At 63.0% G+C, this 12867-nt stretch carries 10 protein-coding genes; 5 read left to right on the top strand and 5 right to left on the bottom strand.

Going from position 1 to position 12867, the window contains the following annotated elements:
* Positions 1-51: 51 nt before the first annotated feature.
* The 3 genes from LGH74_RS20960 to lpxK are packed head-to-tail and all read right to left on the bottom strand — an operon-like array spanning position 52 to position 3807.
* Positions 52-663 (bottom strand): MiaE family protein, encoded by a 612-nt coding sequence (locus tag LGH74_RS20960; protein ID WP_226179424.1) that lies wholly within the window; start codon positions 661-663, stop codon positions 52-54.
* A gap of 41 nt (positions 664-704) precedes the next feature.
* Positions 705-2738, bottom strand: coding sequence for a putative porin (locus LGH74_RS20955; protein ID WP_226179422.1), 2034 nt, complete (start codon positions 2736-2738; stop codon positions 705-707).
* 13 nt (positions 2739-2751) lie between these two features.
* Positions 2752-3807, bottom strand: coding sequence for a tetraacyldisaccharide 4'-kinase (gene lpxK / locus LGH74_RS20950; RefSeq protein ID WP_226179420.1), 1056 nt, complete (start codon positions 3805-3807; stop codon positions 2752-2754).
* Between the two features lie 154 nt (positions 3808-3961).
* Here lpxK and LGH74_RS20945 point away from each other — a divergent pair, with 154 nt between their 5' ends.
* Positions 3962-4648, top strand: coding sequence for a uracil-DNA glycosylase family protein (locus LGH74_RS20945; protein ID WP_226179418.1), 687 nt, complete (start codon positions 3962-3964; stop codon positions 4646-4648).
* 29 nt (positions 4649-4677) lie between these two features.
* On the opposite strand, the gene LGH74_RS20940 is transcribed toward LGH74_RS20945, so the two are convergent.
* Positions 4678-5985, bottom strand: coding sequence for a tetratricopeptide repeat protein (locus LGH74_RS20940; RefSeq protein WP_226179415.1), 1308 nt, complete (start codon positions 5983-5985; stop codon positions 4678-4680).
* A gap of 261 nt (positions 5986-6246) precedes the next feature.
* Here LGH74_RS20940 and LGH74_RS20935 point away from each other — a divergent pair, with 261 nt between their 5' ends.
* The 4 genes from LGH74_RS20935 to LGH74_RS20920 all read left to right on the top strand — a co-directional run bounded on the left by LGH74_RS20935 (position 6247) and on the right by LGH74_RS20920 (position 11069).
* Positions 6247-7347 (top strand): Nif3-like dinuclear metal center hexameric protein, encoded by a 1101-nt coding sequence (locus LGH74_RS20935; protein ID WP_226179412.1) that lies wholly within the window; start codon positions 6247-6249, stop codon positions 7345-7347.
* Positions 7337-8089, top strand: a complete 753-nt coding sequence (locus LGH74_RS20930) for a zinc ribbon domain-containing protein (protein WP_226179409.1) — start codon at positions 7337-7339, stop codon at positions 8087-8089. Before LGH74_RS20935 ends, LGH74_RS20930 begins: the two co-directional genes overlap by 11 nt.
* Positions 8090-8174: 85 nt before the next feature.
* Complete coding sequence (locus LGH74_RS20925; RefSeq protein WP_226179406.1) at positions 8175-9731, top strand: tetratricopeptide repeat protein; 1557 nt, start codon at positions 8175-8177, stop codon at positions 9729-9731.
* Between the two features lie 57 nt (positions 9732-9788).
* Positions 9789-11069 carry an anthranilate synthase component I family protein gene (locus LGH74_RS20920; RefSeq protein WP_226179404.1) on the top strand — a complete coding sequence of 427 codons (1281 nt, stop codon included), beginning with the start codon at positions 9789-9791 and terminating at the stop codon, positions 11067-11069.
* 84 nt (positions 11070-11153) lie between these two features.
* Here LGH74_RS20920 and LGH74_RS20915 read toward each other — a convergent pair.
* Positions 11154-12867 (bottom strand): T9SS type A sorting domain-containing protein (locus tag LGH74_RS20915; RefSeq protein ID WP_226179401.1); only part of this gene is annotated, 1714 nt, incomplete at its 5' end.

The raw sequence follows: 12867 nt of genomic DNA, 5'->3' as shown, positions 1-12867 counted from the left end.
AACTTTCAGCTGTTTTTATGCCTGCTGACAATTTCCCTGCCGCAATTTCACTTAGTGCATCCGGTCGTCGCGCACGGGCAGGTTGGTAATGATTTCGCCCTCTATTTTGAGCAGCTCCTGCAGGCGGATGTCGACCTCTTTCGGGTCGCGGTATTCCTTGGCCAGATCCACGTAACTCACGAAGTGCGCCGCTTCCGACACCATTAGCTCGTAGTAGAACTTGCTGAGCTCGGGGTCTGGAATATGCTTCCACAACAGCTTGAACCGCTCGCAGCTACGCGCTTCTATCAAGGCACTTACGAGCAGCATATCCATCAGCTGTCGGTCGCGGTGGTCGCCGCGCCGCACATGGGTCATAAGCTGCACCACGTACTCGTCGCGCCGCTGCGGGCCCAGCGCAAAGCCGCGCTTGCGCAGCTCCAGCAGCACCCGCTCGAAGTGGGCCCACTCCTCGGCCACGAGGGCCGTCAACTCGTCTACCAACCGGGTTTTCTCGGGGTATTTCACGATCAGCGAAATGCCGGTACTGGCGGCTTTCTGCTCACAGTAGGCATGGTCAACGAGGATATCCTCAATGTTTTTGCTGGCAATGTTCACCCACCGCGGGTCGGTATTCAGCTTAAGCTTGAGGATGGTTTTTTCTTTGCCTTCGAATGGCTCCATAACGGTTGTCAACGCCTGGCGGCAGTTGTTTCCACGGTAACTTAATCAAAAAACTGCCACTTAATGCCCAGCTGGAAGCGGCGCGGCAGGCCCGTGTAATAAGGCGAGGCGAAGTAGCCGTTGCCAAAATCGTACAGGCCTTGGTTCACGTAGGCCACTTTCAGAAAAAAGGACACGGTCTTGATATCCGTAATCAGGAACACATCGACCACCGAGTAGTTGCGGATGGTGAAGTTGTCCTGCACGTAAAACTGCTGGGTGCTGGGGCTGTAGTCGTAGCCTTTAAAGCGGGATTGGTAGTACACTTCGGCCCCAATCTGGCCAAAGAGCGCCTTCTTGAACAGGTAATTCTGGTAGTACACCTTGCCATTGGCTACCAGCGCCGGGATGCGCAGCCCTTCCCCGTCGCCGCCACTGGTAAAGGTACCCTGATTGTCGAAATAGAACTTGCCTACGTTGAAGCGGTGACGCAACGTTCCTATCAGCAACACTTTATCCTGACTCAATTGGGCCGGAGCACCGCCCACCTTGAAATTAACGGGCACGCCCCGGGCATCGGAGATGGAGTCGCCTTTGTAATATACTAAGTCTGTGATGGTGACCCCGCTCACGGAAGCCTCCAGGTAGTGCCGGCCGAGGCGCTGGGCAATGCGGCCCGTCAGCTGATTGACCAGCGTGTTGCGAAAGTCGGTAGCGTCCGTGGTATGGTCCCAGAAATAGTGGTTGCCGGTAAAGCGCTGCTGGGTGAGCGTGGGCGAGTAGGACGAGCTCAGGAATTCGCCGCTCAGCGGGCCCAGCCGGGCCGTACCCCGGAACCAGTACTCACTAAGGCCCTTGCCTTTAGGCTTCAGTTGCACGGCCAGAATTTCGCCGGCCGTTTCGATGCTTACCAACTTGCGGTAGCGGAAGCTGGCCGTGCCACCCACAAAAAGCTGGTTGTACTGGGGGCTGCTAAACAGCGGCAGCGTAGAAACCACCGTATTCTGGGGCTCCAGATAGCTTCTTTGCGTCGTTAGGCGCCCGTCGCGGTAGCGCCCGTAGAGGCGGTATGCCACTGCCTCCGAGTGGCCCATGATGCCCACCGTATTCTCAACCTGGCGGTACTGAGCCCGGTCGTTGGTGATGGACGGGCTGAAGCGGGTGCGGGGGTAAAACTGCAGCTGGTTGGTCAGCGGATCAATTGCCAGCCGCTCGTCGCTGTACTTATTGAACTGGCGTTTCCAGTCCAGGATATGGTAGGCGGTGAGGCCTTTGCCCAGCAGCCGGTAGGTTTGCACCAGGCGCACTTGGTCACGGTCGTCCACGTTCAGCGCCTGAGTCAGATTTACCCGCTCTTCCTGGTAGTCGAACAGGCTGCGCGGCCGAAAAACGGAGGTATTTTCCCCCACCGTATCCCGGTCGGAGGGCAGGTAGCGGATGCCGCCCTGCTCGGCTACCCGGTGCCGGGAGGTGTTGATACTGAACAAGCCATGATACCGGTCGTTTTTGCCCTGGAAGCGCCCAAATAGCAGCACGTTGGAGTGCTCGGCCAGGCCTTCCCGGCCGTTGGCCTGCAGCAGCTTATTGGAGGCAAACCGCTCGTAGGCCAGCCCCACGCTGGCATTTTTGCCAATACTGCGGTTGTAAGAAAGCTCAAATACCTGCTCGCCGAAGCCGCTCTGAATAAAGCGGAAAAACGTGTAGGGTGAGCGGGTATCGTAGTAGGGAATAGTGGCCGAGTTGCGCACGTACTTATCGAAGGCATTGCGGCCGAAGCGCGCCCCGAGCTCCACGTTGGGCTCCCACAGCAGGCGGCGCGAGGCCGTGCCCACGTTGCCCAGATCCTGCTGGAAAGTACTGTCGTGAAACCAGTTGCGGGCTTGCATTTGGTTGGTCAGCGTGGTATCAATCAGGCGGCCTTCGTACTGCTCGTTCAGAATGTCGGCTTCACGCAGGATGCGGGTAGTTTTGGCTCCGTAGAGCACCTTGGTCGAGTCGTCGAGGACCTGCGCCCGGAGCAGGGCGGGCCAGATCAGCAAGGCTAGGGCCAGCACCGGAAACAGGCGCCGTGGAAACAGAGAGCGGAAAGCAGTCAATGGAAAGAGCAGATCAGACAACAGCGTGGGGCTGAAATAAGGGAGAAAGCAACTGCCGCAGCTGGGCAGCCCCATCGGCGAGAAACGCAACCTCGATGGGAATGTAGAAAACCGGCAGCCGGGCTACTGCCGGCCAGAGCGCAGGCTCCAGCAGACGGGCAGCATCTTTCTGCGTGGTGAAAACGCACTGACCCGGCCGTAATTGCGCGGCCACGGCCGTAATATCGGCCGCCGAAAACGCATGATGGTCGGCAAAGGCCGCGTGGTGAGCAATGTGGTAGCCAGCCCCCACCAGGTAGTCGCGCAGCGGACCGGGCTGGGCAATGCCGGTCAGCAGCACGATTTCCGGGCCGATGGCCGCCTCAGCCGCCCCCACCGGCACGGGGAGGCCGTAGACGTAGGTTGAAAACAAAACGGGCACCCGCGGGCAGGTATAGCGGTGAATACGAGCCGCAATAGCCGTCTGCTCGACACCAGTAATACCCGGCGCACACTTAGTTACGATGACCACATCGGCTCGATTGGCCCCGCCCCGACTTTCCCGGAGGCGGCCCGCCGGCAGCACCCAATCGTGGTAGAAAGGCCGCTGCTGCTCGGTGAGTAGAATACTGAACGCCGGCCGCACGCGGCGGTGCTGGTAGGCATCGTCGAGCACCACGGCCGTTACACCGGTTTCCTGCGCGAGCAGCTTGGCAATGCCAGTCCGGCGGTTTTCGCACACCACCACCGGCACCTGGCCCCCAAAATCCTGGTAGTGCTGCAGGGGCTCGTCGCCGATGGTGGCCGCCGTGGCCGTGGCGTCGGCGAGGCGGTAGCCGGTGGTCTGGCGGCCGTAGCCCCGGCTCAGAATGGCGGGCTGCTGCCCGGCTTGCCGCAGCTGGCGCACCACCCAGGCCACGTGCGGGGTTTTGCCGGTGCCGCCCGCCCGCAGGTTGCCCACGCTGATAACGGGCACGGCAAAGGCCACCGATTCTTTCAGACCGTTGTCGTAGAGCCAGTTGCGCACGTGCAGCACGCCGGCGTAGAGCCAGGCGAAGGGCAGCAGCAGAAAAGCTAACGGGTGGGGCATGAGCAGGCGGCAGTAACGCGGAGCCCCAAAAGTACGCCTACTTACGTAAGCGACGAAACCGAAAGCGCCCCGGCGCCTCCCGTAGCCGCTACCCAGCCGGGTTGCCACCGGTTCCTGCGCTGCGCCGGCCGCTCTACTTAGCTTGTTTTCTGCCATGCCCACGTTTGCCGACCGCCTCCTGCGCTTCCTCACCACCTTTCCGCTGCCCGCCGCGCTGCCCGATGAGGCCGTGGCCCTCAGCCCCTACCACGAAGCCACGCCCCGGGAGCTGTTTACGCGCTTTGCCCGGCAGTATTACGCTGATAATCAACCCCGCGTGGCCCTGCTGGGTATTAACCCCGGCCGCCTCGGCAACGGCCGCACCGGCGTAGCCTTCACCGACCCGGTGGCCCTGGCCGACGCCTGCGGCATTGCCAATGAGCTGCCCCGCCGCCGGGAGCTGTCGAGCCAATTTGTGTATGAGGTCATTGCGGCAATGGGCGGACCAGCGGCGTTTTACCAGGATTTTTTTCTTGGCTCCCTCTACCCGCTGGTGCTGCTGCGCCAGGGCCGCAACTACAATTACTACGACTCCCTGGCCCTGCTCAAAGCCCTAGAGCCCGATATCCGCCTTTCGCTGCGCCAGCAGGTGCTGGAAGTAGGATTGGCACGGCACGCGGCCGTGTGCCTGGGCCGCCGCAACGGGCAACACCTACTGCGCCTGAACCAGGAGTTGGGGCTGTTCGACCAGATTCACGTGCTCGACCACCCGCGCTACCTGATGCAGTACCAGCGGCGCGACCTGGCCCGGCACGTCGACCAGTACGTGGCGGTGCTCAATGCCTGCCGCACTCCGCAGTAAGCCCACGGCAACTCTGGATCAGGGACGCTCTAGCGCCGTTCCGACGCCAGGCCGGCGGCGGTGGGCTTGCCCGGGCGCTTTTTCTGGGGCTTAAGGTAGGCCTTGGCTTCTTTGTACATCGCCGTTTTGTGGTCAGCCTTGCTGGTTACCACCTGGAAGTGGCGCCGGGCCGCCGCCGGGTCGTTCTGCTTGAGGGCAATGCGGGCCATGTTTAGGCTGGCGTAGAGGTAGTAGCCATCCGTCTGGCCAGTCAGCTCCGAAAACACCAGGCAGCGCTGATAGTAGTCCTTAGCCGCCGCCAACGACTTGTACTTGGTTTGCTGAATGTAGCCCAGAAAGTAGGTGGCATACCGGCCACTGAAGCTCTCGTAGCCCGTCAGGCCCCGGTTGTACTTATCCAAAATACTAAGGCTGAGCCGCTCGCACTCCGCGAAGTTACCGCCGTTGAAGCACTGCATAGCGTACTGCCGCTGGAAATACGGGTTATCGGGGTAGGTAGCGGCCAGCTGCCGAGTCACCTTCAGGGCCTCCTCCGGGCTGTTTTCCCGCTCACTCGACAAAATTTTCATCAGAAAGAACTTCGCCTCGGGTCCGGTATACACCGCGTTGGCGGCCACATTGCGCAGCTGCTGCAGGCCCAGCTGGGTGTTGCCCTTCGGAAAAAACAGCAGCACCGGCCGCAGCCAGGGAAACTCGTCGGCAATCCAGACTGCGTAATAGTTGAACAGGGCCTGGCCAAACAGGAATTCCGGACTCAGCCCATTGGCTTGCTTGCTCAGCTCCAGGTACTTCAGCGCCCGTTTGGACGCCACGGTGGCCGCTCCCCAGTCGTGCCGCTCGGAGTGCAGGCGGGCCGAAAAGGCGTAGGAAGCCGACAGGAAAAAGCTGGCCTCGTAGTTCTGCTCGTCCTGGTCATACAGCGTTTCGGCCTTGGTAGTAGCCGTGTCCATGTAGGCAAAAAACAGCTTGTCGACGCTCTTTTCGGTGATATTGGTCGGCACTATTTTCCACCATTGGCTCAAGCCCATCAGAAAATACGGCAACGGGTGCTCGGGGTAGCGGCGGCGCAACGAGCGGAACTGCTTTTCGGCCTTGTCGAACTTGAAGTTGTAGAGATTCTGCACTCCTCCTTCCAGCTCGGTCTGAATGTCCTTATCGAGCAGCAGCCAGCCCTTGGTATCAACGGCGGCCGGCGCAATATCCACGTTTTCGAGCCGTATGTTGCGCCGGGTCAGGGCCGTATCCGGGGTCTGGGCCCGCAGCTCACTACCCATCAGCAAGCAGATCAGCAGGCCGCCGATATATCTGAGTGCCGACGGCTTGTGAAGTTGCTTCATGGTATACGAGTTGAGCCAGGCCTGAAAACCGGCCGGTATAGTACATCACCGGGAGAATAGAACATTGTTCATAAATTCGGCGGCTGGCAAGTTAGCCCCCGGCGGCTGCCCCCGCAACTTCGGGCCCACTTACCAGTCCTCTTACTACCCGTTAGTACCAAACCCGACGCCGCACCGCGTACCTTCGCCCGGCCCGCCGCCGGGTTCGGCCACCGAATGCCGATTCTGCATTCCCAACTCACCACGCAGCATTTTTGCCTTATGCCAACCGTTGCTGACCTTGCCCGCGCCCTTGAGCAGGTAGCGCCCCTCGCCTACCAGGAATCCTACGACAATGCCGGCCTGCAGTGCGGCGACCCGCAGGCCGAAATCCGGGGCGTGCTCATTGCCCTGGATTGCACCCCGGCCGTAATCGACGAAGCCCTGCGGCGCGGCTGCAACGTGGTAGTGGCCCACCATCCGGTAGTTTTCCGGCCCCTCAAGCGCCTCACCGGGGCCAACGAAGTCGAGCAGACGCTCATCAAGGCCATTAAAAGCGACGTGGCCATCTACGCCGCCCACACCAACCTCGACAACGTGCTGCCGGGCGTGAACCGGAAGCTGGCCGAGAAGCTGGGCCTGGAAAACCTGCGCATTCTCGACCCCAAAAGCGGCACATTGGGCAAGCTTATCACCTACGTGCCCACCACCCACACCGACGCCGTATTGCAGGCGCTGTATGCCGCCGGCGCGGGCCAGATCGGCAATTATTCGGCATGCAGCTTCCGGGTGGAAGGCACCGGCACCTTCACGCCCGGCACCGGCACCAGCCCGTTTATCGGCGAGCCGCAAAAACCGGAGTCGGTGCGCGAGGAGCGCGTGGAAGTGCTGCTGCCCCTGCACCTGCACGGGGCCGCGCTGCGGGCGTTGCGGGCAACCCACCCCTACGAGGAAGTGGCTTACGAGCTGGTTAAGGTGGAAAACACCAACCAGGACGTGGGCTCCGGCATGATCGGTGAGTTGCCCGAAGCCTTGTCGCCGGCCGAGTTCCGGCGCCTGCTACGCGCGGCCCTGGGCGTGCCGGTAGTCAAGCACACCGAGTTTGACCGGCCCATTAAAACAGTGGCCCTGTGCGGCGGGGCGGGCAGCTTTCTGATTGGCAATGCCCGCCGGGCCGGCGCCGACGCCTTCGTCACCGGCGATTTGAAGTACCACGAATACTTCGGGGCCGAGGGCCAGCTGCTGCTCTGCGACGTGGGCCACTTCGAAAGTGAGCAATTTACCGGGGAAATCTTCCGGGATTTGCTTACGGTCAACTTTAAAAGTACTTTTGCGGTCTTAATCGCTGAGACCCTCACCAACCCTGTCCGTTATGATTTCTAATCCTTCCACGGAAACCACCGTTGCCAGTAAGCTGGAAGCCCTTCTGAATCTGCAGCGCCTCGACTCGCAGCTCGACGAAATCCGGCGCGTCCGTGGCGACCTGCCCGAAGAAGTGCGCGACCTGGAAGACGAAATTGCCGGCTACGAAGTGCGCGTGAGCAAATTTGACGAGGAGATTCAGTCCCTGAACGACCAGATCAAGCAGCGCAAGCAGAACGCCAAAGACGCCGACGGCCTCATCAAGAAGTATGAGGACCAGCAGCAGAACGTGCGCAACAACCGCGAGTACGAGGCCATTGCCAAGGAAATCGAGCTGCAGCGCCTGGAAATCCAGATTTCGGAAAAGAAAATCAAGGAGGCCCAGTACCAGATTGAGCAGAAGAACGCCGACATCGCCGGCACCAAGCAGCGCTTGGAAGAGCGCAAGAAAGACCTGACCAATAAGAACCACGAGCTGCAAACCATCGTGGGCGAGAGCGAAGCCGACGAGAAAAAGATCCTCGACGAGCGTGAAGACGCCGTGAAGCCTATCGAAGAGCGCCTGCTGACGGCCTATACCCGTATCCGCGGCAACGTGCGTAACGGCCTGGCCGTGGTAATGGTGAAGCGCGACGCCTGCGGCGGCTGCTTCAATACCGTACCGCCCCAGCGCCAGGCCGACATCATCTCGCACAAGAAAATCATCGTGTGTGAGCACTGCGGCCGGGTTCTGGCCGACGTAGATGTGAAGCCCCAGGCTTAATCTGCCGGCTTCGTTCTGCGAACGTGAATCAAAAAAGGAACGACTTGCCCAGTCGTTCCTTTTTTATTGCCTTAAACTCCCGGCCTTGCTTTCTTCGGCTTTCCTGCGCCCTACCCCAGCCCTTCGGTGGCCGCTGCTGTGGCTGCTGCTCGGGCTGCTGTGCGCCGCCGGGCCGCCCCAGCACGACAGCGCCACAGCCCAGCCGGGCCCGGCGGCCGGCAACGCCCCAGCCAGCCTCTCGGCCCCGGCACGGCGGGCTTATGCCGACCTGCTAAAACTGCGCGTAGAGCCGGCCCGGGCTTTGCTGCAGGCCGAACTGCAACGGGCCCCCACCAGCGCCGGCACCCTGCTTGTGGCCGACTGCATCGACTTCACCGAGCTGATGATTCTGCAGAACGCCGGCCGCTACGAGGCCGCCGTAGCCGCCCAGGACCGCCGGCTGGCTGCCCTGGAGAAGTCGGCGGAGCGCGGGCCGCTGCGCGACTACGCCCTGGCCGAAATCCGGCTGCACCAGGCCGCTGCCCAGGTCACGTACCAGCACGAGATGCAGGGCGCCTGGAGTTTGCGCCAGGCCTACCAGCAGCTGCAAGGCGTGGTGAAGCGCTACCCCGACTTTTTGCCGGCCCGCAAGACGCTGGGCATGTGCCAGTTTATGATTGGCTCACTGCCGGCCGGCTACCACTGGTTTCTGAACCTACTCGGGCTGCCGGGCAGTGTGGAGGCCGGAGTAAAAAACCTGCGCCTGGCCGCCGAAAAGCCCAACGACTTTCAGCCCGAGGCCCGCATTATTCTGGCCCTGGTGCAGGAAACCTACTACAAGCAGGGCGAGGAAACCGCCCGGCTTGTGCAGCAGCTGGCCACCCAGCAGCCCGACAATCTGCTCTACAGCTACCTGCTCATCAGCCTCAACAAGCGCCTGCACCGCACCGACGCGGCCCTGGCTGCCTACCGCCGCCGCCCCACCGGCGCGGGCTACCTGCCGGTGGCTTACCTGCACCACATGGCCGCCGATTTGCTGCTCTACCAGGGCCAGTACGCGGCTTCGGAGCGGGCCAACCAGCAGTTTCTGCGCGAATACCAGGGCGTGCACTACCGCAAGGATGCCGCCTTTAAGCTCTATCTGGCTGCTTGGCTGAGCGGCAACGCCGGCGCGGCCGAGCAGTACCGGCAGCAGATCAAAGCTGGCAGCCGCACCGTGGTGGAGGAAGATGCCTACGCCCAGCGGTTCTTCGAGGAGAAGCAGCCGCTGAACTCCACCCTCACCCGCGCCCGGCTCCAGATTGACGGCGGCTACTACCGCCCGGCCCTGAACACGCTGCGCGGCTTTGCGGGCTCGAAGCTGCTGCGCGACCAGCTGGAAGAACCCTACCGCCGGGCCCGCGCCTACCACGGCCTGGGCCGCCTCGACTCGGCCCGCCTCTACTACACCCGCACTATTGCCCTGGCCGGGCAGGCGCCGTACTACTTCGGGCCGCAGTCGGCGCTGCAGATGGGCTACCTCTGCCAGGCCGACGGGCAGCTGAACATGGCCCGGCTCTACTTTCAGAAAGCTCTCGACTCGCCAAAGCACGAGTACAAGAACAGCACCGACGCCAAGGCCAAAGTGGCGCTGGCGGGGCTGCCGGCGGCCAAGGTTCGGTAGCGGCGGGCTATTTTTGCAGTCTGCTGTCGTTTACGCCCTCTCTTTGCCCGCCCCGCTTTGGTTGAACTTGTTTCATTTGCTTCCCTATCCATTTCCGCCGAGCTGTTCCGGGCCAAAGCGCTGCACTGGGCGGGCGGGTTTGCCTGCTGCGCCTACTACGAATCGAACGACCTGTTGTATCCGCAGGGCGCTTTCCAGCGGCTGTTGGCCGTTTCCAACCAAGCTGCACCTTCGCCCGCATCCTTAGCGGAGCTGGAACACTGGCTCCAGACTCCCGGTGCCGGTCCGCGCTGCGGCTTCGTGACCTACGACGTCAAAAACGAAATCGAAGCGCTGCACAGCCGCCATTTCGACGGGCTACACTGGCCCGCGCTGCACTTCTTTGCCCCGGAAATCTGGTTGAGCTGGCAGCAGGAGGCGGTGGAAATCAATGGTAATACGGCAGACGTACTGGCGGCCATTCTGGCTACGGAGATTCCGACGAATACGGCGCCCCCGGTGGATACTGTGCGGCCCCGCCTGCCGAAAACCGAGTACCTGGCGGCCGTGGAAGCCATTCGGGAAGACATTCTCAACGGCGAGGTATACGAGCTGAACCTCTGCCAGGAATTTTATGCCGAGCCCGTGGCGCTGGAGCCGGTCGGCACGTTTCTGCGCCTGAATGCGGCTTCGCCTACACCGTTTGCGGGCTTCTATAAGTGGCAGAATCGGTACCTGCTCTGCGCCTCGCCCGAGCGTTTTCTGCAGAAGAAAGGGCCGCGGCTTACTTCCCAGCCCATCAAGGGCACCATCCGGCGCGGCACTACGCCCACGGAAGATGCGCAGCTGTGCGAGCAGCTGCGGCACGACGAGAAAGAGCGGGCCGAAAACCTAATGATTGTGGATCTGGTGCGCAACGACCTGGCCCGCGTGGCTAAGACGGGCACCGTGCGGGTGCCCGAGCTGTTCGGCCTCTACCCGTTCCGCCACGTCTGGCAGATGATTTCGACCGTGCAGGCCGAGCTGCGCCCCGGCGTTGAGGTAGTGGATATTCTGCGGGCCACCTTTCCAATGGGCTCCATGACCGGGGCCCCGAAAATCCGGGCTATGCAGCTTATCGAGCAGTATGAGCGCACCCGGCGGGGTCTCTACAGCGGCAGCCTGGGCTACGTCTGGCCCGATGGCGAATTCGAGTTCAACGTCGTCATTCGCAGCCTGCAGTACCGCGCCGATACCGGCTACCTCAGCTTCCAGGTGGGCTCGGCCATCACCTACGACTCCGACCCACAGCGCGAGTACGACGAGTGCCTGCTCAAGGCCCGCGCCATGCTGCAAGTGCTAGGAGCCGAGGTGAAATAGTGAGATGGTGAGTTGAAGTTATGGCCTCTACGCAAAAGCCCTTGACCAGGAGGGCCAGGGGCTTTTGCGTAGAGGCCAGGGCGCTTACTCTAACGTCAGCCGGATAGCCTGCTGGCCGGCACGCACCACGTAGACGCCCGCCGGCAGCCCGGCCGGCAGCACCAGCACCGCCGTGCCACTGGTATCGGCCGTGGCTGTGGCAACGGGGCGGCCTAGCGCGTCGAAGACTGTCACGGCTGCTCTAGGCGGGGTGTCAGTGAGCGTAGTGGTCCGGCCCTGGGTCGGGTTCGGAAACAGGCTCAGGCCCGCCCCCGCTCCGCTCAGGACCACCGGACGCACGGGCGAGTAGCTGAACGTACCGTCCAGGTCGACCTGGCGCAGGCGGTAGTAGACGGTGGATACGCCGCCGGGTAGCTGGGTATCCAGCAGCTCGTAGCGGCGGGCGGTGCTGCTCCTGCCCGCGGCGGCCACCGTGCCGAGGGCGGCAAACGACTGACCGTCGGCACTACGCTCCACCTCGAAGGCAGCGCTGTTCACCTCGCTGGCCGTAGTCCAGGCCAGGCGCACAGCTTGCGGGCCGGTGGCCGTGGCCGTGAACATCTTCAGCTCGACGGGCAGCGGGTTGCTGGCGTCGCCCAGGGTCCAGAGCGAGAAGCGGCTGACGCCGGCTAGGTGGGCCGTGTGGGTAGCGGCCGTGGTGCTGAACGTGGCCGCCGGCTGCGCCTGCCAGGGGCCGCCGGGGTTCTCGCTCTTGAACAGGCGCAGGCTGGCCGGGGCAATGCCGTTGCGCTCATCGTCGCGGATGGTCAGGGCCAGGTCCACGCGCAGGCCCGTCTTCACGGTGGGCTGGATGTCGAAGTAGCGCCGCACGCTCCGGCTGCTGCCGACTCCGCTCAGGGCCGTGCCCGTGGTTCGGATAACGAGCGTGCTGCCGGGCAGCACGCTGCCGCCGGGCGTAAGCGTCAGGCCCAGCCCGCCGAAGCTTTCAGTCGTGCCGGCCGTGCTCAGGGTGCGGGTGGTTTGCACCCTGCCCAGCGCGTAGCTGGAGTTGGTGTATTCGGTGAGCATGGCCGTGGGGCCCAGGGTGAGCACATGGGCCCCAGTGCTGAGCACGCCGTAGAAGAGCGAGACCTCCGTGCTGACCGTAACCGGGCTCGTCAGGGTCAGTCCCATGCTATTGTCGAGTGCGAGGCCGCGCACGGTGGCGGGCAGGCCCGGGCCCGTGACCTGGGCCACCGTGCCGTTGTACTGGTAGCTGGCATCGGCACTAAATGAGCGGGGGCCCGTGACCTGGATGCTGCCCGTGGCCCCGCTGCCGCTGAAGCCTTGCGCCGAGCAGATGCGCAGCGTACTGCCCGCCGACAGCGTGAAGCTGCCGGGCCCGCTGAGTACCTGGCAGTTCTCGTCGAAGTAGCCGCCGTTTTGCACCGTGATGCTGGTGTACACCCCCACGGGGCCACCCAGCAAGGGAAAGGTGCCGTTTTGCACGGTGATGGAGTTATAGAGGCCAGCCTCGATGTTCTGGAAAGCGGCACTCACCACCAGGTCGGGCAGGGCTACGGCCACGATGGTCACGCTGCCGGGGCCCACGACCGGGGCCAGGTCGTAGCTGATGTCGGCGCTGCTGGTGGGCATGGCCCACGACGAGCCGCCGCCGCCCCCGGCCCCGCTGCCGCCGCTAGCGGCGCCGCCGCCGCCGTAGTAGCCGCCGCCCCCGCCGCCGCTGTAGAAGGAACCCGCCGACCCGGCCCCGCCCGTGGGGCCGCTGCCGGGCGTGCCCCCGCCGCCGGGGCCGGCC

The organism is Hymenobacter lucidus, from assembly GCF_020447265.1.
Classification (GTDB): domain Bacteria; phylum Bacteroidota; class Bacteroidia; order Cytophagales; family Hymenobacteraceae; genus Hymenobacter; species Hymenobacter lucidus.
This window is presented reverse-complemented; position numbering and strand designations above follow the sequence as displayed.